Source organism: Pseudodesulfovibrio profundus (genome assembly GCF_900217235.1).
GTDB lineage: Bacteria > Desulfobacterota > Desulfovibrionia > Desulfovibrionales > Desulfovibrionaceae > Pseudodesulfovibrio > Pseudodesulfovibrio profundus.
This window is the reverse complement of record NZ_LT907975.1, coordinates 2,807,518-2,826,094: the sequence shown is the minus strand read 5'-3', so window position 1 is coordinate 2,826,094 and position 18,577 is coordinate 2,807,518. Positions and strand designations below refer to the sequence as shown.

Below are 18,577 nucleotides of genomic sequence, written 5' to 3'. Positions count from 1 at the left end.
GCCGCAATCATATTGAGCGCTTCTATTTTCAACTATTTTACTACGCTAACAACGTATCTGCCACAGACTGTCCGGGTCAAGGCAAGATCGCGGCCCTCGCCTGCGGCACAAGTGTTGCCAGAACTTCCCTGCATACGATAGGTTGGCCGGAAACACATGAGGATCGTACCATGAAAACAATTCGCTTCGGCATTCTCAGCACGGCAAAGATCGCACGAACCAAGGTCATCCCCGCTCTGCAACAAGGGGAATATACAACCGTGGACGCCATCTGTTCACGCAACGAGGAATCAGCGCGGGCTGCAGCCGACGAGCTATCCATCCCGAAGTCGTATGGCTCATACGAAGCCATGCTGAACGACCCGGATATCGATGCCGTGTATGTCCCGCTTCCCAATCATCTTCATGTGAAGTGGTCGATCAACGCCATGGCTGCGGGCAAGCACGTCCTGTGCGAAAAGCCCATCGGCCTCGACACCGAAGACGCCAACAAGCTCATCGATGCAACCAGCCGCTACCCTCACCTCAAGGTCATGGAAGGGTTCATGTACCGTTTCCACCCACAATGGATCGAAGCCAAGCGCCTGGTGGATGAAGGAGAAATCGGCGATCTGGTGACTATCCAGTCCTTTTTCTCCTATTTCAATGACGATCCCAACAACATCCGCAACATGGCAGCCATTGGCGGCGGCGGATTGATGGATATCGGCTGCTACAGCATTTCCCTGTCCAGGTTCCTTTTCAATGCCGAACCGACCCGCTGCTGCGGTTTTGCCGATCGCGATCCCGAGTTCGGTACCGATCGACTGTTTTCCGGCATGATGGATTTCAACGGCAAGGTCTCTACCTTTACCTGCTCCACCCAGCTTTCGCCCTATCAACGCGTCAACATACTCGGCACCGACGGGCGGATCGAAATTCTCATTCCTTTCAATGCGCCGCCCAATGCGCCGACACAGATCATTGTACAGCGTGATCGACTGGAGGATGAAGAGGATCGGATACGAACCACGACCTTCGGGGTCTGCGATCAGTACACATTGCAAGGCGATGCCTTTGCCAAGTCAATCATCGACGATACGCCGGTCCCCACACCGCTGACCGATGCCTGGGCCAATATGCACACCCTTGAGGTGCTCATCGAATCGGCCGGTATCGGCCAATGGGTCGTCTGCTAAGAGCCAATTCAAACTCCTGCGATTCAAAGGAAAGGGGCCCGCTCTCGCAAGCGGACCCCTGACTTTTCTCTCTCTTCTGCTCCGGAATACTATTTGATGAACAGCATTTCCTGGTAGCTGGGCAACGGCCACAGATCGTCTGCTACCATGCCTTCCATTGCATCTGCGACTTCGCGGACGGCGAGCATGGCAGGCAGGGTCTCTTTGGTCTTGTAAACAGCTTCTTCTTCGACGTTTGCGAAGTCGCACTTGTCCATGACGGCTTCCAGTGCGGCGACAGCATCGGTCATCTTTCCGATCAGTCCGGTCACTTCGGTCAGGCACGGAGTTGCCACACCATCAATACCAGCGGCCTTGAGGTTGGCAGCGGTACCGGCCAGTTCACCCTGATAGCGGATGGCGGCAGGCAGGATGATGGTCTTGGCGATCTTCACGACCAGTGCGGACTCGGTCTGAATGTGCTGGTTGTACTGCTCGTGGTAAATCTCGTGACGGGAGTACAACTCGTCCTTGGAAAGTACGCCGTACTTCTCGAAGACTTCAATGACTTCCGGCTCGACCAGCGCGGGCAGTGCGTCAGCAGTGGTTTTCAGGTTGGGCAGACCGCGCTTCTCAGCTTCAACCTGCCAGGCATCAGCATACCCGTCACCGTTGAAGATGATGTGGCCATGCTCTTTCATGATGTTCTGAATGACCTTCTGGCACGCTTCGCTCAGCTTGGAAGCGTCACCCTTGGTGATGGCTTCGATTTCATCGCACATGTAATCGAGCGCTTCAGCGATGATGGTGTTCAATGCAACCTGTGCACCGGCGATGGACTGGTTGGAACCAACAGCGCGGAACTCGAAACGGTTGCCGGTGAATGCGAAAGGCGAGGTACGGTTACGGTCGCCGGAATCCATGGGCAGCGGAGGCAGCGTATCAACGCCGACGCGGAGCTTGCCTTTGGACTCGGTACCCTTGAGGTCGCCCATTTCGATCTGGTTGAAGATTTCGGCCAGCTCGGCACCCAGGAAGATGGAAATGATGGCCGGCGGGGCCTCGTTGGCGCCAAGGCGATGGTCGTTACCAGCAGAGGCAACAACCGCACGCAGCAGTTTGCCGTATTTTTCCACGGCGCGGATGGTGGCGGCGGTCACGGCCAGGAACTGCATGTTCTCTGCCGGGGTATCGCCCGGGGAGTACAGGGAACCCTGGGTCTCGGTGGACAGGGAGTAGTTCACGTGCTTGCCGGAGCCGTTGATACCGGCGAACGGTTTTTCGTGCAGCAGGCAGGCCATGCCGTGGCGCTTGGCTACGGACTTCAGGGTGGTCATGACCATCTGGTTGTGGTCGGTGGCCAGGTTGGACTGCTCGTAAACCGGAGCGATCTCGAACTGACCGGGAGCCACTTCGTTGTGACGGGTCTTGACCGGCACGCCCAGCTTGTACAGTTCACGCTCGACTTCCAGCATGAAGGACAGCACACGGCGGGGAATGGCGCCGAAGTAGTGATCGTCCAGTTCCTGGCCCTTGGCGGGTTTGGCGCCGAACAGGGTACGGCCACAAACCATCAGGTCAGGACGGGCAAAATAGAAGTTGCGATCAAGGAGAAAGTATTCCTGCTCGGGACCGGCATTGGAAACGACCATGTTGCCATCGTCATTGCCGAAGAGTTCCAGGAAGCGACGGCCAGCTTTGTTGATGGCCTGGTTGGCACGCAGCAACGGGGTCTTCTTATCCAGCGCATGCCCTTTCCAGGAGATGAATGCGGTGGGAATACAGAGGAAGGTACCGTTGGGGTTTTCCAGGATGTAAGCTGGGTTAGTCACGTCCCAGGCAGTATAACCGCGGGCTTCGAAAGTTGCACGCAGGCCACCGGACGGGAATGAGGAAGCATCCGGCTCACCCTGGATCAGCAGTTTAGCGTCGAATTCGGCAATGGCGCCGCCTTCACCGTCCGGAGACAGGAAACCGTCATGCTTCTCTGCGGTCAGACCGGTCAGAGGATAGAATACGTGAGTGTAATGGGTCGCGCCTTTGGAGATGGCCCATTCTTTCATGGCGGCGGCAACAGGGCCGGCAATGGCCGGGTCCATCTCCTTACCGGCTTTTTTGGTTGCCATCAGAGACTTGTAGACGTCTTTTGGCAACATGTTCTTCATGACCTTGTCGCAAAAAACGTTGGTACCGAACACTTGGGTCGGGGACGTTTCAGCGAAGTTCAGGGGTTTGACCGTGGGGGTGTAGTTGGTCACCGCTGCGATTGCGGTCTGACGAGTCTGGTATCCGCTCATGTAAGAATCTCCTTCAGGCATATAAAAAAGGTTTTCCGGCTCTTCCGGACCAAAGGGCGCCTGACCCTTTTATTGTCTTGGCGTCACTATTACCAAGTTACGTGCCAAACAAAAATAATCTATTATTTTTGAACACTTACGTATTTACAATTTTTCAGCATAACTCAAAATGATACGAAATTGTAGTATACTTGCTCAATTCTGGGATAAAACAGAAACAATTTTGTTAAAAAAAAAGCTATTTTTTTTAACAATCAGATTTAATTGAAATTTATGGTGACATTAATGAAAAAACCTCTCATCAAAAAAGGCAAATCGGCACTAATGTGTCTTTTTTGCACAAAAAAATGCCACTTTTGCCGGATTCAAATATGTCAATGCAGTGGATTAGGAATGCATTCGTACCAGATTGGTACATTTGAACGACAGGTTCGGGAGTAGACCTAAAATGGGGGAGAGGAGGAAAATTCCAGAGGCGTCCGGTTTTCCGGGTGTCGGAAACGCAGGACAGAAGCATGGAGTTTCAACTGTCCGGGGGCTGTTCCTGTACCGTACAGACGGTCACCGACAATGGGAACGCCCAGCCCTTTCTCGTGGGCTGCGTGCAGTCGAAGTTGATGGGTTCGCCCTGTCATGGGCATGAATTCCACCCGGGTGTGACCGTTTTCCACGCCAAGCTTGCGCCAGCGGGTGGTGCCGAGCTTCCCTTTTTCAGGATCATACACCTGATAGGGCCGGTTGTCCGGATCAAGTCTGAACGCCAGTTCAATGATACCGGCATTCTGCTCCACAAGCCCTTCAAGCAGGGCCACATAGCGCTTGCCCACCAGACGATCCATAAACTGTATGGACAGATTTCGGTGTGCCTCTTCGGTCCGGGCCATGACAAGCAGTCCCGAGGTGTCCTGATCGAGGCGGTGCACGGACGGCTGAACGATGGAGTCGGGATACATCTCCCTGAAACGGGAAACGACGCAATCCTGATTCGCTTCACCCTTGCCCGGAACGGACAGCAGACCGCTCGGTTTGTCGACAACAACGAACGTCGTATCTTCATGGACGATGGTCAACCCATCGGGAATTGTCGACATCAGCGGCACTCCTCACAGAGCATGTATCCCAGAATTCGCTGGCACTTTTCGCTACAGGCAGAGTACATCCCGCCATGTTTCCTTGTTCCGGCCCGATTTTCCTTGCCGACGTAGAATTCTGCCAACCCAAGGGGGGTGAGTGAGTGTTTGGCGGCATACCCGATCAGCTTGGGAGCGCAACAGTCGCCCATACCAGTAGGTATCCCTTTATCTCCGGCGACCACTTCCTGCAGCGGGCGCAGGTCCCCGGCAATGTTTGGCACCTTGTACAGAGCGTGAATATCCTTCATCAATGCCCGGGAAACAGCCTTGCGCTGTTCGATCAGACGCGTTCTGGTTGCCGAGGATGCATCCAGCTCGTCAATCATTCGCCCGAGCATTTTGATTACGCGCTCAACACCGAAGCTGATGGCATCCACCTCGTCCGTATTAACAAGGGGCGGCACCCATCCCGGGACATTCCATGCCCCGTTGTACTGGCCCGAAAATGCCTTGAGCACGCCGGTCGCCCCGTCCATGTCACGCACAACCAAAACCCCGAACATCTGTCCACGCGCTTTGCCGAACAGGTAATCCAAAGAGAATCGGGAGTCCGCTTTTTCCTCGGGCACAGACAGGTCGATACGACGCTTTTCATTCAAGGTCTGAAAAAGCCGCCGCGCATAGGGCGTGGCATAGCCGACCACCGTGGAGTGCTCCCGGCCACAGACTTCACAAAAGCCCTTGGCCGCGACGCGGGTGTCGAAACTGCCGGATACGTTCACTGGTTCTATAAGCATAATGAAAAACCCCACCGGAATACCGGTGGGGCCAGTGTACATGGTTCATGCCACGAGACAAGAACATTCTCTAATCTTTGGGCAAACCTTCGGAGCCGAGGTATTCAACGGAGACTACTTCATACTCGATGCGTCCACGGGGAGCATCAACGATGACCTCATCGCCTTCCTCTTTGCCAAGCAGAGCCCTGCCCATAGGAGACATGACCGAAATGGAACCCTTCTTGTGATCGGCGTCATCCGGGCCGAGAAGCAGGTATTTGCGGGTTTCCTCGGTATCAATGTCCTCTACAACAACGGTGGCGCCGAAGATAGCACGGGTATCGTCCAGCGTATCGATATCGATAACGTCGAAAAGCGGCATGCGCGAGTTGATGTAGGTAATACGGGCTTCAAGCATGCCCTGCCGTTCACGCGCGGCGTCGTAACCGGCGTTTTCACTCAAGTCACCCTCTTCGCGGGCTTCCTTGATTGCCTGAATGATAGCGGGACGCTGTGCCTTCAGGTCTTCCAGTTCCAGCTTGATCTTGTCGAACCCCTGTTTTGAAATAGGAATACGATCCATTGTGTTAACCTCGTGTTAAGTCAAAAAAAGGATAAAAAAAAGATGCAGATCACGCGGCTTCTCAGGGAGGGTCCGCGCCCCTGCAAATCAGTATCATTGGTGGTTGACTTCCTCTATCAATAGTCCATTGAGGCATATTGGTCAAGGAAATCCGGCCATACATAGCGACGACGGGCCTTTCAGCCCGCAGCCGCTTGCCAGAGTACTACTTTAATTGAATAGGAAATCCCGAAACCTCCCAGTTATGCCACCCGCCTTTTAAGGCATACACATCATCAAAACCGGCCGCGATCAGCTTCCGCGCCACCCGGGCGCTGGTGTACTCATTGCTTCACGCGCAGTACAGGACAATGGTTTTGCCTTGGGGTAGTGTGTCCACCCAGCTTTCAACATCATCATAGGGTTTACGGACACTGTTCTTGATCATCTTGCCGCTGCCTGTCCAGTCACCACCGCGACGAACGTCAATAATCAGCACATCCGGCGAATCAATCTGCTCCAGCAGTTGATCAGCCTCCATGCGCGGAACGTCCTGCGCGAAAGCAACTTCGGCAGTGGTTGCCATCACCATGAGAGCCACCAGCACCATAAGGCTGATGACAGGGACTAAACACTTCTTCAACATTGGCACCTCCGGTTGGTGGTATCGCCCGAAGAACAATCACTCCGAGGTCGACAAAAGGGATTCCTTTCATCAATAGACCAGAAGCAAACCGATCAGACAAGCCAATCCTGAAAATATCAATCACCGCTCACCCACGGGCAAGGGGTGTTCATAAGACCAAAAAAAAAGCCCCGGCGCAGAGGCCGGGGCTGATACAACATATAATCCGCCGGTCTACGGGAAGAGCACTTCACACTGCTCGGCTGCTTTTTCGCTCTCGACGATTTCGCCGATACGGTAGCTGTCCACATCATCGCGGGCATCAAGCATGTCCAGAGCCTTGTCAGCCTCTTCAGCACTGACAATGACAATGTATCCGATACCGCAGTTGAAGATCTGGAGCATTTCCGGCCAGGAGAGATCGCCCTGCTCCTTGATCCAGTCGAAAATGGGCAGCATGGGCCAGGAGCCAAACTCGATGCGGGCCGCGACCTGCTCAGGAAGAATGCGGGGGATGTTATCGTAGAACCCGCCACCGGTAACGTGCACCATGCCCTTGACCGTGACGGCTTCGAGCAACTTAAGCACCGGCTTGACATACAGACGGGTCGGCTCAATGAGCACTTCGGCCACGGTTTTCTCGGTACCGGGGAAGGTGTCATCCGCCTTGAGACCGGATTCATCGTAAAGTTTGCGGATGAGCGACCAGCCGTTGGAGTGCGCGCCGGAAGAAGCCAGACCGATGATCACATCGCCGGGGGCGACGTCTTTACCGGTGACCATCTTGGGCGTATCGACCATGCCCACGGCAAAGCCAGAGAGGTCGTACTCGCCGTCCGGGTAGAACCCGGGCATTTCGGCAGTCTCGCCGCCCAGCAGCGCGCAATCGGACTGTCTGCACCCTTCGCACACACCGGACACGACCTGTTCGGCCACGCCGGATTCGAGCTTGCCGGTGGCAAAATAATCCAGGAAGAAAAGTGGCTGCGCACCCTGCACCAGCACATCATTGACAGACATTGCCACCAGATCGATACCCACGGTATCGTGGCGGTCGAACATGAAAGCCAGCTTGAGCTTGGTTCCGACACCATCGGCACCGGCCACGAGCATGGGCGCTTCCATTCCGGCAATTTCAGGTTTGAACAACCCGCCAAAGCCACCGATATCCGTAGCCACGCCAGGCGTGAACGTGGATTTCACCATGTCTTTGATGCGGCTGACGAACTGGTTGCCTGCCTCGATATCAACACCGGCGGCCGTGTAGGCCTGGGACCGTTTTGCACTGTCGCTCATTCTCTCTCTCCGTAATACGCGTTCAAGATGGAAGCTCTATAGATGGTTGCCGCTGCAAGTTCAAGTATAGACTTCACCCGGCGCGTCAATTGCATTGCAAAAGGCGTCTGGACTATATATTATGAAATATGGATACATTTCCATCCAATGGAGGTCTTGTCATGCGACATATATGGAAAAATCTGCTTCTGGCCGTTACAGTCGTCATTTTGACGGCATCCCTTGGGTTTGCCGCGAAATTCGAAAACAAGGACACGGCAAAGAATCGCAAGGACAACACGTTCGGCACCCACCCGGACGAGGGCAGACAAAAGGAGACATCCGTCACCACCGATGAGGACGGCAACACCGTCATCCGCTCCAAGCCGGACAAGAGGGAGCAGGAAGACTGGTACGACAAGATCATCATCACCGTGGACCCCGAGGTAAAGATCGAGGACAAGTAATGACTGAAAAGACAGAGCTATTCAGTCCATAAGCGCAAACGGGAGTCGACATGATCGAAGCAAGACTCTGGAAACCTCTCAAAAACGATGCGGTCCAATGCCGCCTGTGCAACCACTACTGCGTCATCAAACCGGATAATCGTGGCCTTTGCGGAGTGCGGGAAAACCGAAGCGGCACGCTCTACTCGCTGAACTACGACAAGGTAGCTTCCTACAGCATGGATCCGGTCGAAAAGAAGCCGCTTTATCATTTCCAACCCGGCAGCCGAACCTTTTCCTTTGCCACCATGGGCTGCAACCTGAGCTGTTCCTTCTGCCAGAACTGGTCGCTGTCGCAACCGCCGCGCACCAACGGGACCATCACTGGGCAGGCCATTCCGCCCGAAGCGCTGGTGGATGCCGCCGTTGATCAAGATGCCTCATCCATCTCATACACGTATTCCGAGCCGACCATTTTTTTCGAGTTGATGCAGGACACAGCCCGGCTCGCCCATGCGCACGGGCTGAAAAACATCATGGTCTCCAACGGATTCATGAGTCGCGAGTGTTTGGACGAACTCGCCTCGGACATTGACGCCATCAACGTGGACCTCAAATGTTTCAGCGAGTCGTTTTACACAGAGATTTCCGGAGCACGATTACAGCCTGTGCTCGACAACCTCATGTACATCAAGCACGAACTCGGCTGGTGGCTGGAGATAACGACGCTCCTGATCCCCGGCAAAAACGATTCACCGGAAGAATTGGAGCAACTGACGGATTTCATCGCCAACAAGATCGGCACGGACACGCCCTGGCATATTTCACGGTTCCATCCCGACTACAAAATGGACGATCTGCCTGTGACAAACGGTGCATCGCTCGATCTGGCGTATGACATGGGCAAGCGCAAGGGCCTCCACTATGTATACATCGGCAACATGCCCGGGCTGAACAAACAGCACACGGATTGTCCGGGCTGCGGAAAGGAAATAATCAACCGCACCGGCTTCTCCGCATCGCGGGTGGATGTCATCGACGGGAAGTGCCGGCATTGCGGCGCAAAAGTCCATGGCGTAAATATGTCATGATGGTGCTTGCCAACAACAATCTTTTTCAGTAGGTATTGCGTCCGCACGGCGTCGAACCGACTCAGGTCACGCCGCACAAAAAGTCGGGGCATGGCGCAGCCTGGTAGCGCGCTAGTTTTGGGAACTAGATGCCGGGAGTTCAAATCTCTCTGCCCCGACCAAAAAAAATTAAGCAGGTTAGCCATTTATGCTAGTCTGCTTTTTCTTTTTCCACCCATACCCCACCATAGCACCACCTCTTAGCAGGACTCGCATTATCCAAAAGATCTCTTAGATTTATTTACAACGGCTTCCAATTAAGTCATCTGCCGTTGACATCCTTGAGCATCCCAAAGGCCCCACCCAAAGGGACCGAATAGGGATGCGGAACTCGCCACCATGCTAAAATTGCGAATACTGCTAAATAGCTCACGGAGTATGTTTTGAAGCACAGCCAAACGAGGCGCAAACGCAACGCACACAGTATAAAAAAGACACTAACGGCTCACAGCCCTTTTTTCAGTCTCGGTAATCCCTATACTTGGTTGATGTCGCCTGCGTAGACATGGACCTTCAATTGGCCAGTGAGTTGGAGATTTTCACACAAGAAAATACTCTCCATGAGAACTTTGCCCATCCTGACTTTTCTTATTGGGTAGGTGTCAATCTGACACTATCCCCCTGGCTACGGCTGAGTCTCTACCCGTGTAATATTAACATTAAGAACAAGTTGCTCAATTGGTGTGCGCGCCCCCCACGGTGTCAGCTTTGGAGTAAGCCAGACGCTTGTCGCAGACTTTCCAGGAGGTATGATTCGGTCAGATGTATAGCGGTCATACCCCCCAGAATTCAGCTTATTACTGTGACCTTTCTTTTTGACGACAGGCTCCCAAACTATTTTGGTAATTGTCTCGTTTGTGGTGTTGTTAAATGTGACGCGCCAAATATGCCTATTCACATACTCTTCATCTAAAATGTCCCAAAGTGACTTGTCCCTAGACTCTGTTTTCGGCGGCAAATCTTTCAAAACGGTAATATTTACACCACGAATTAGTGTTTCTTGTTGGTAGTCTTTATACCAGTTTTGGGCAAACAAATAGCCTACCCCGATGGCTGCAAGGCTAACTAACACTCCGCCGCCAATTAGCGTTTTTTTAGGCCACCTCCAAAGGAGGAAAACAAGCACTATGGCCGCCGCTATCCATTCCACTATTCTGCTCCTATTAATTTTATAAGGGCACCTATAGAACTAAAGTACACATTCCTGTCAACACTGCAAGAGGGTATGCGGCATACAAAAAAACGGGAGCCGAAGCCCCCGTCATGGTTGATTGCCATTAAAAGATTATCGTATCTCTGAGGACGCTTGGGGCTGTTTTTTGTCAAGCAGTGTGAAATGGTGGAGAAGCTCAACTGAACCCTTCAATTTGTCGGCCTCCTGCCCTTTAGCCGCCAACACCTCCTTCACTCTCTCAATGGTGGTGCTGTCCGCAATTTCTTCCGGCGGGGTATTCGGAGTCGTTGGTTCGGTCGATTCGGGCATAAGCAATCGTTCGGCATCTTCTAACTCTTCTGCGGCTTGTCCCATTTCGCCACTCAAAGACCGAAGAATAACTTCCCAACCATATTCTTCCTTGCTAGCAAAAGCCTCTTCTAACTTCTCAAGCGCACACCGTAGGTCATAGACCATTGAAAGAGCGTGAATGACTTTTCCCTTCGCCTTTTCGGTCACTTCCACGGGGATTGCCTTTACTCCATTGTTGGTTACAATATTTTCAGCCATTTTCGTACCTCCAAAGTACGTTTGTGGTTAGGTCCTTGGGGGTGCTTCAACCACTCCCTTGGGCCGATTCTATGAGTTCAGCTACTTTTGCTGTTCCCTCCATATGATTTGCTGGAGATTGCCGGCCGTGAAAGGCTTTCCCGCCATCGTGGTATGCCCTTCGGCGTTTAGGGCCTCGGCTATTTCACGATACGACTTACGCTTGCCGAGCCTTGGCTTGCGGTACAAGCGTTTGATCTCTCGCCACGTATCGGGCTTGCCTTCCTTCAAAGACTTCCGACCTTCACACTTCCCGGTTTGTTCACGTTTTCGCTCTCGGGCCGCCTTGAGCTTTTTGACAAGCATAGACTTTTCAAGCTCCGAGAATATGCCCTGCATCTGAATAAGGGCTTTTCTCATAGGGTCGGCTTGCATGGCCTCGGTTACGTCTTCACCTGTCCTGGCTGATATGAGCGTTATATCTTTTGAAGCCAAGTAAATGACCAGACTTTCCTGTATGCGATACTCACGGGCTAGACGGTCCATGCCTTCTATGACGATGGTACGGACACCATTCTTCAATATGGCGGACACCATTTCCTGAAAGGCTGGCCGATCTGCTTCGTCGGCTGTACCGCTCACGCCCTCTTCACGGTAGTAGCGTACGATCTCGATACCGATGGCTTTTGAATGACGCTCGATCTCTTCTTGCTGGCGGATAAAACCATCACCATCAATTTGACCGGACCCGCTCACTCTTAAATATCCGTATGCCCTCATGGATTCCCCTCTTGGCCAGATTTTTATATCCAGCTTCGATGCCACCATAAAGGCATTAAATTAATTTTGTCAATATTATTTCTTTAGAAAACGTATTAAATCTACAATGAGAGATACAAGCCTTCAGCCTGTCGCCAACAAAAAGGAAAAGCGGACCTCGACAAGCTGCCGATAGTCCGCTCTGATATAGCCGTGGCTCTCTAAAAACACACACTCACGCGCCGATTAATGGAGTCTAGCGCCTTTGATGGGGCATTAGTCGTCTTGGGGTGTCCGCCTTCAAAAAACCGACTGTGAGTTAGTTATTAGGATAAACTTGCCTGAGAAGGCTTAGGAGTTCCTCGGCTGGTATGATTGCCAACCAAGGCTTACGGCTTTGCCTATGAAGCACTATGGGTATTTTCTCAGCTCCTGCGTCCTGAGTCGCTTGCTCAATTGCTGGATACAATGACAGACGTTCCGTGCGCTTGATCTCGAAGTGTAACGGCAAACCATCGGCTACCACGTCCGGGGAGTCTGGTCCGCCTTGATACTGGCAACCTCGCCTTGCCTCGAATCCATATTCTCTGAGAAGGGCTGCCGCTTCACGTTCGCCGCGCTTGCCCTTGTCTCGACTGGCCTTACCCATTGGCACCCCCCACACCCTGACGCGATGGGTTCGAGCCAAAGCGATATACAAACAAAGCACAACTTTCAAAGTCGCAATCTCCCACTTGCTTTGGAGAAAACCCACAACAGTCAAGGCAGCGCTTCCGTATGGCCTTGAGCACAGACTTTACTTTGTTGGCTCCTGTCGCAGGGTCTTTATTGATGCCGTTGCGAATTGGGTAAACAGGGCATCCATTCGCAGTACACAGAGAGGCTTCTCGGGTGCTACCGCCACAACATTCGACACAGTGTGCTCGTACCGCTTTCAGTGGGGTCAGTTTTGTCATGATATACGTCCTTGTAAATGTCATCAACGTCCTGTCGATGGGTTGAGGTTGTCGCAATATAAAAACATTCATTTGAATATATGTGAGGCCGTGCTATGAAAAAGGTCAGGAGAAGACCCATGAAGAAGCTCATTGTTATGATTTGTCTGGTTGGTTTGCTGTTCGGTTGCGCTGCGAAGCAACAACAAACGACAAAGACTGAGAAGAAGGAAGAAGAGACCACTCAGCAGGAGAAGAAGAAGGACAATTCAGCCTTGAAGACTGTAGACAGCATCCTGTATATATTATCTATCTAGACTATCCACCACGGTCTGTTGTCACCACTCGACCCGCTGTCTTTGAGACCTTCGGTCTTGTTAGTATGTCCTACATAGTTCAGGTTGCTACCCTTGCAACAAATCCTGATAGCATTAAACCGTTTAAGGATATTCAATGAAACATCCACTTTTCATATTGCTTGTTTTGTTTGGATTGACCGGCTGTACAACGTTTGACGATTTTCAAAACGCTGCCCTGCCTCAATGCCGCACTCAAGAATGCGCCAGAGCGCATGGAGAGTCTGATCCTAGTAAAGTGAGGCGGACGACTGAACCGCCGTCATGGGAAGATGCGGGATGGTTTGCCCTTGATGTTGGGATAGGTACCGCAATAGGGACTATCCTTTGGAATAACGATCTCCCCGATCAAACGGGCCAGCGTCCGCCAGACTGGTGGGATGAGGATTAAGTCAGAAAGCCGCCTGAAGACCACCACGGCTTTCGGCTGTGGTTGCCGCTTCGCTCTCTGTAGCTCGGCGTTGGGTTCGGGTTGGTTATGCCATAACTGTTCAAGGTCAGCCCGGTATCCATGACTTTTGCCATTTGGCCCAGTTGCGACACGGCAGGAACTCCGAGCAGCCCAAGCCCCATAGACACAGGAGCACTAAAGGCCGAGGGTTGTGCCTGCTTGCCGAGTGTATCCAGCCCCATTTTAGCCACACGTCCGGTTGCTTTTGCCATTGGGACGTTGCCGGTTAAGCCATAAGTACCTTTTGCCATCATCCCCGCAACGGGTGCCGAGGTAATACTCATTAGGTAGCCTGCGGGGTTCATAGGGCCGAAGCCAGACGTTTCCCCCTGCGAGTCGAGTTGCCCGCCCGCTTGCAGGGTGTCCCGGTCTTCAAAGGACGTTTGAACATCATCACCCTTGACTCCAAACATGTTCCCAAGAAGACCGCCGGAGTTATGGGTTTTTCTCATTGCCGAGGGTTGGCCAAGAAAACCTTCAAGCTCGTTCAGGTCTCCTTTATAAGCGGCTTTGGTTGCCATAATATGGTCAAATGGGCTGATTGCCCCCATCTTGGCTTGTTTCGCCAGTGTAGCCCTATCAAGCGCCTCCGCTGATCGTTTTGCCGCGAAGTTGTCACGGATATTCTTTTGAAGATTCTGGCGATACTGGTTGTGGAACGGGCTAGCCTTGTTGCTCATGGTCATAGCCTTCCACGCCTGATTCATGTTGCCATTACGCATGGCGTTCTGAAAGCCGACCTGTCCACCAACACCGGTGGTCATCATGCCGCGACCAGTAAGGGATGGTTTGCCAACCTGAACTATTCGGCCTGTTCGTTGGTCATAGCCCCATGAGGTATTTTTCTCAGACGCTCCACCGCTAAAGTCGTTTCTGCCGCCACCAGGACCACCAGAGCCTGAGCTTCCAAAACCAGAGCCTCCAGCCGCACGGTCATTCTGATAGCCACCACCAAAGTCAGGCATAGCTATTCTCCTAATGGGTTACAGTTTTTTGGCCTTGGCTTTCGCGCTGGCGGTCTTGTTCGTCGCTTATGTTAAGAAGCGGCATGGGGGCAGCTGAACTTTTATCACTGCCTAACAGACGGATTTCGACTATCCGCTCGTGTATCCACTCTTTACGTTCTCGGTTCCGTGGATACTTGGTCACAAGCTGTTCCAAGCTGTCGGCAATGACCAACGACTCAATAATCAGTGGCTGCTCTTTCGGATCCTTGTGGTCCAGGTGAGTTGTTACTGCAAAAACGTGCATAGTTAATTTCTCCTATGCTCTGCCGCCGTCTTCCATGACAGCGGGTTGCAAGGTTTATCGGTAAAGATTCTCTTGTTTGAAGTGGACTGCCCCCTGGGGGGTGTGTGGGGTCGAAGTGGGGGTATAGGCGTAACTGCTCCAGTGCTGCCATGTCCGAATAAACAAAGGTTATTACCCATACGAACGACTTGGACTATACAGGGGGGTGGGGTATTTTAGAACGCTGAATGTTTTGGAGAGAAGTGGCCTCGGTTCTTCGGACCACTGAGCGACGATTTTAAGGTGGACACGTTTACGAGCTACGCCGCTCTTTCGTTCCAGGCCAGAGGGGGTACCCCCTCTGGCCTGGAACGGTTCTGATATATCTCCATCGGCTTCTTGCCGTCAAAAGCAAAATGCGGACGTCGATTGTTGTAGAAATCGAACCACCAAGCCAAGGCTTGCCGCAGTTCGCTTCCGGTTCCCATCTCACGCAGGTAAGCACATTCATATTTCAACGAACGCCACAGACGCTCGATCATCACATTATCCATCCATCGGCCTCGACCGTCCATGGAGATACGAATTCCAGCCTCTCTGAGCGTCCGTGTGAACTCGTAGCTGGTGAACTGTGATCCCTGGTCGGTGTTGAAGATTTCCGGCACCCCATAACGATTCAGGGCTTCTTCCAAGGCAGACACGCAGAAATCAGCATCCATCGTGTTTGAGAGCCTCCACGACAGGACGGCCCGACTGTGCCAGTCCATGACCGCCACAAGGTATAAGAAGCCGCGTGTCATGGGGATATACGTGATGTCGGCACACCAAACCTGATTGGGCTTCGTAATCGCCTTGTGCCGCAGCAAATACGGATACGTCTTATGTTGCGGATGCGGATGGCTTGTCTTTGGCTTTTGGTAAATCGCCATCAGGCCCATTTTACGCATCAGACGTCGTACCCGTTCACGACCGACCCTTTGCCCTTCGTCTCGTAGGGTATTACGCATCTGTCTGGAACCGAAAAACGGCAGCTCCATAAACAACTCATCGATTCGGCGCATAAGGGCCAGGTTGGCCGGAGATTCGCCGATCGGTTCGTAGTAGTACGTCGATCGGTACAGCTTGAGAATTCGGCATTGCCGCCGGATACTGAGCTCGGGGTGAGTCTTGTCGACCACCTCTCGCCTTCGCTCACAGCTCAAATTTTGGCGAAGGCTTGTTGCAAAAAATCCTTCTCCACCGTGAGCTGGCCAATCTTGGCGTGAAGCTCCTTGATCTGGGCCCCGTTATCCTGACGGCCGACGGCCTTGCCTGAAAAGGACGCCACGATCCCTTCCTTGGCCTGCTTCTTCCACTGGGAAACCTGATTGGGGTGTACGCCGTACTTGCTGGCGAGTTCCGACAGGGTGTGTTCCCCGGACAGGGCATCCAGGGCGACTCGGGCTTTGAATTCCGCGCTGAAACGTTTTCTCGTCTTGGACATGAATTGCCTCCTTCGGGCAGTTTATGTCCACCTTATCGAGTGGTCCAGTTTTCCGAGGCCACTTCTGTGTATTCTTTATTAATGAGGTATATATTAATATAATAGTATATAGAGAGTGTATACAGTAAGCCTATAGTAATATATATAGTAAGGGGAGGGGCTTCGCCCTTCTATCCATGCTGATGGAGCACCTTGTTAGGAGAGTCTCACAAAGGTTAAACATTTAACCATTTAGCAATAAACCTAAGTACCCCCCCTACATGGGTTTTCCATGGTCATGGGTTAAATGTTTAACCTTTCTCAGCAACCAATCTGTAAAGCGTTTGACGACTGATACCAAACTCAGACGCTAAAACCTTCTTTTCATCCCCAGAAGCAACCCTTTGACAGAGTTCATCTACTTGTTCCTTTGAGAGTTTTGGCTTACGTCCCTTGTATTTGCCTGCCTTCTTAGCCTTCGCGATTCCTTCAGCCTGTCTTTCCCTTATGATTGAACGCTCAAACTGTGAGACTGCACCAAGCATCTGGAACAAAAGAGTCTGGGTAGCATCCATACCCCCTGCTGAGAACGTCCATCCCTCTTTATGGAATCGTACATTGATACCTTTCTTGGTTAAATCTTCCACCATATCCTCAATATCTCTCATGCTACGAGCAAGACGGTCCATACTGTGTACGTGGAGTGTATCCCCATCCCGTAGGTAGTCGAGGCACTTTTGCAGTTCTGGCCTATTGATAGTCGAACCGCTGATCTTTTCTTCATATACTTTGTCGAGGTCCACACCATCCAACTGGCGGTCTGTGTTCTGGTCTACTGTACTTACTCTAATGTATCCGATCTGCTTACCCATTTAGACACTCCTGCGGATTGAAACTATGGTTACATTGCCCATGTCGTGTAACAATAGACTCTAGTCTCAAAACAGAATCGTGTCAACAAATACAAAAAGGACCCTAATGAGAACAGCATTGCTAGCCTCACAGCCACACACGATGTGTCACTTTAGGGTAAACTTAAATAAGAAAGACTTGCGGAGCATCTGTACTACTATGTCGAGGCCCGAAACAGTTGGAAGGTATCAACAGTAAAACAAATGATTTTCAGGAGAGCAAAGGGAAGAGGCTAATGGGGGGAATAGAATAGGTACGAGTATACTACATACCCTGACACAAAATTTTCTCAATTTTTCATCTAGCAAAAGGTTAAACGTTTAACCCTTTCAAGAAATACCTAAGTACCCCCCTCCTTATGAACTAAAGAAATGAGACAACAAAGAGTAAAAAGGGGGAATAAACCGAGGCGTAATACCTTCCATTCAATGATTGGGAGATAATGAATGAATCTCTATTAGGATATACTGGGTATATTTATATTTAGGTATACTCAGTATATTCCTATTCCTTGTAATAGTCTTATAATAGATACTATAGTAATATATAGAAATAAGATAGTATAGCAGATGAATCTAAAAAGGTCAATAGTAATTTCTACTATCTAGGACAGGTATCAAAAAGAGAGGGTATCAACCAAAGGACAGTAAACCAATGGTATCTCCACTACACAGATTGGGCGCGGCGGTGCGGTGGGGAGTGGAATCTTCCATATTTAGCCTGTGAGCGTATTTAGTGGTTAAACCTAGGCAATGTGTCATGAAAAGAATTAGGATTCGTTCTAGGGCCATTTCTGAGCGAATTTCAAGGTAGTAATCATTGTCCAACACGACAATACAATCAAGAAGACTGAAATGGCTATATGAAAACCATGAATACTACGTTGGCCTAATCAAACAATCGAGGTATCGGTTCGGAAACTGAAACTAACTATTTAATATTGCACAATTTTACCTCTATGATATGCACTCCTCTTCTCATAAATTCTAAATAGGAGGAAACTGCAAATGGAAATGGACCTCGACAAAAAAGATTACTCATTCTTGAGCCTGACAAGCCCATATCACGCTCAGATCACAAAGGGAGGTAAAGAGATTCTCATGTTAGAATGGGATGATCTGAATCAAGCACAAAGAGATAAGTTCCTTGCTTTAGAATCAGAGCTAGAAGCCATACAAAGGAAGTATGTAAAAGAGGTACTTGCTTTGGCTGACCTAGTTGAGTGACAAAATCATACGAATTAAGCCTCTTGAAACTGGTACAGAGGAGTGGTACAATGGACAATCGAAGACAAACGATAAACAACTGAGATAGAAGGACTTTATACATTGAATAATCAAATCTCTCTGCCCCGACCACGGATAGAATAAGAGACTTCAGATTATTATCTGAAGTCTCTTTTTTGTTTCCTGACAAGTGTATGTCC

The 18,577-nt window shown here is 51.2% G+C and carries 19 protein-coding genes and 1 tRNA gene; 6 read left to right on the top strand and 14 right to left on the bottom strand.

The genetic code is table 11. The annotated features are described in order from the left end of the window. The first annotated feature begins 170 nt into the window (after positions 1–170). Positions 171–1,178, top strand: a complete 1,008-nt coding sequence (locus DPRO_RS13345) for a Gfo/Idh/MocA family protein (RefSeq protein WP_097012500.1) — start codon at positions 171–173, stop codon at positions 1,176–1,178. An 89-nt stretch (positions 1,179–1,267) separates the two neighbouring features. Here DPRO_RS13345 and DPRO_RS13340 read toward each other — a convergent pair whose 3' ends face one another. The 6 genes from DPRO_RS13340 to purM form a co-directional block, all read right to left on the bottom strand. Then, on the bottom strand, positions 1,268–3,454 hold the full coding sequence (locus DPRO_RS13340) for a glutamine synthetase III family protein (RefSeq protein ID WP_097012499.1): 2,187 nt from the start codon (positions 3,452–3,454) through the stop codon (positions 1,268–1,270). A gap of 443 nt (positions 3,455–3,897) precedes the next feature. Next, positions 3,898–4,545 carry an RluA family pseudouridine synthase gene (locus DPRO_RS13335; RefSeq protein ID WP_097012498.1) on the bottom strand — a complete coding sequence of 216 codons (648 nt, stop codon included), beginning with the start codon at positions 4,543–4,545 and terminating at the stop codon, positions 3,898–3,900. Then, complete coding sequence (locus tag DPRO_RS13330; RefSeq protein WP_097013753.1) at positions 4,545–5,324, bottom strand: hypothetical protein; 780 nt, start codon at positions 5,322–5,324, stop codon at positions 4,545–4,547. The genes DPRO_RS13335 and DPRO_RS13330 overlap by 1 nt, the downstream gene beginning before the upstream one ends. A 70-nt stretch (positions 5,325–5,394) precedes the next feature. Further along, positions 5,395–5,889 carry a transcription elongation factor GreA gene (greA, locus tag DPRO_RS13325; RefSeq protein WP_097012497.1) on the bottom strand — a complete coding sequence of 165 codons (495 nt, stop codon included), beginning with the start codon at positions 5,887–5,889 and terminating at the stop codon, positions 5,395–5,397. A 205-nt stretch (positions 5,890–6,094) separates the two neighbouring features. Next, a complete protein-coding gene (locus tag DPRO_RS13320) occupies positions 6,095–6,514 on the bottom strand; it encodes a rhodanese-related (seleno)protein (protein WP_407681389.1) in 420 nt (139 codons plus the stop codon). 213 nt (positions 6,515–6,727) lie between these two features. Next, on the bottom strand, positions 6,728–7,789 hold the full coding sequence (gene purM, locus DPRO_RS13315) for a phosphoribosylformylglycinamidine cyclo-ligase (RefSeq protein WP_097012495.1): 1,062 nt from the start codon (positions 7,787–7,789) through the stop codon (positions 6,728–6,730). A 161-nt stretch (positions 7,790–7,950) separates the two neighbouring features. Between purM and DPRO_RS13310 the strand changes: the two genes are divergently transcribed. The 3 genes from DPRO_RS13310 to DPRO_RS13300 all read left to right on the top strand — a co-directional run bounded on the left by DPRO_RS13310 (position 7,951) and on the right by DPRO_RS13300 (position 9,466). Beyond that, positions 7,951–8,235, top strand: coding sequence for a hypothetical protein (locus DPRO_RS13310; RefSeq protein WP_097012494.1), 285 nt, complete (start codon positions 7,951–7,953; stop codon positions 8,233–8,235). Between the two features lie 50 nt (positions 8,236–8,285). Further along, the gene (amrS, locus tag DPRO_RS13305; protein ID WP_097012493.1) at positions 8,286–9,305 is read left to right on the top strand and encodes an AmmeMemoRadiSam system radical SAM enzyme; all 1,020 of its coding nucleotides are present in this window, start codon (positions 8,286–8,288) and stop codon (positions 9,303–9,305) included. Positions 9,306–9,389: 84 nt separating this feature from the next. Continuing rightward, positions 9,390–9,466: transfer RNA gene (locus tag DPRO_RS13300), tRNA-Pro, on the top strand. Between the two features lie 503 nt (positions 9,467–9,969). Here the strand turns inward: DPRO_RS13300 and DPRO_RS13295 are convergent. From DPRO_RS13295 to DPRO_RS20750, 4 genes are all read right to left on the bottom strand, one after another. Continuing rightward, positions 9,970–10,494 carry a hypothetical protein gene (locus tag DPRO_RS13295; RefSeq protein WP_097012492.1) on the bottom strand — a complete coding sequence of 175 codons (525 nt, stop codon included), beginning with the start codon at positions 10,492–10,494 and terminating at the stop codon, positions 9,970–9,972. A gap of 135 nt (positions 10,495–10,629) precedes the next feature. Beyond that, positions 10,630–11,067, bottom strand: coding sequence for a hypothetical protein (locus tag DPRO_RS13290; RefSeq protein ID WP_097012491.1), 438 nt, complete (start codon positions 11,065–11,067; stop codon positions 10,630–10,632). Positions 11,068–11,148: 81 nt separating this feature from the next. Further along, positions 11,149–11,826, bottom strand: coding sequence for a recombinase family protein (locus tag DPRO_RS13285; RefSeq protein WP_097012490.1), 678 nt, complete (start codon positions 11,824–11,826; stop codon positions 11,149–11,151). A gap of 298 nt (positions 11,827–12,124) precedes the next feature. Continuing rightward, on the bottom strand, positions 12,125–12,454 hold the full coding sequence (locus DPRO_RS20750) for a PDDEXK family nuclease (RefSeq protein WP_097013752.1): 330 nt from the start codon (positions 12,452–12,454) through the stop codon (positions 12,125–12,127). A 426-nt stretch (positions 12,455–12,880) separates the two neighbouring features. On the opposite strand from DPRO_RS20750, the gene DPRO_RS20075 reads away from it, so the two are divergent. Then, the gene (locus tag DPRO_RS20075) at positions 12,881–13,057 is read left to right on the top strand and encodes a hypothetical protein (RefSeq protein ID WP_157917483.1); all 177 of its coding nucleotides are present in this window, start codon (positions 12,881–12,883) and stop codon (positions 13,055–13,057) included. A gap of 426 nt (positions 13,058–13,483) precedes the next feature. Here DPRO_RS20075 and DPRO_RS13270 read toward each other — a convergent pair whose 3' ends face one another. The 4 genes from DPRO_RS13270 to DPRO_RS13255 all read right to left on the bottom strand — a co-directional run bounded on the left by DPRO_RS13270 (position 13,484) and on the right by DPRO_RS13255 (position 17,111). Then, positions 13,484–14,512, bottom strand: a complete 1,029-nt coding sequence (locus DPRO_RS13270; protein WP_097012488.1) for a hypothetical protein — start codon at positions 14,510–14,512, stop codon at positions 13,484–13,486. Positions 14,513–14,522: 10 nt separating this feature from the next. Continuing rightward, positions 14,523–14,798: a hypothetical protein gene (locus tag DPRO_RS13265; protein ID WP_097012487.1), complete on the bottom strand. Its 276-nt coding sequence runs from the start codon at positions 14,796–14,798 to the stop codon at positions 14,523–14,525. A gap of 299 nt (positions 14,799–15,097) precedes the next feature. Then, a protein-coding gene (locus DPRO_RS13260) for an IS3 family transposase (protein ID WP_097010279.1) occupies positions 15,098–16,260 on the bottom strand; the annotation gives its coding sequence in 2 pieces (ribosomal slippage) (positions 15,098–15,985 and positions 15,988–16,260; 1,161 coding nt in all). 290 nt (positions 16,261–16,550) lie between these two features. Further along, positions 16,551–17,111, bottom strand: a complete 561-nt coding sequence (locus tag DPRO_RS13255; RefSeq protein WP_097012486.1) for a recombinase family protein — start codon at positions 17,109–17,111, stop codon at positions 16,551–16,553. A gap of 1,047 nt (positions 17,112–18,158) precedes the next feature. On the opposite strand from DPRO_RS13255, the gene DPRO_RS13250 reads away from it, so the two are divergent. After that, the gene (locus DPRO_RS13250) at positions 18,159–18,377 is read left to right on the top strand and encodes a hypothetical protein (protein ID WP_097012485.1); all 219 of its coding nucleotides are present in this window, start codon (positions 18,159–18,161) and stop codon (positions 18,375–18,377) included. Positions 18,378–18,577 lie beyond the last annotated feature (200 nt).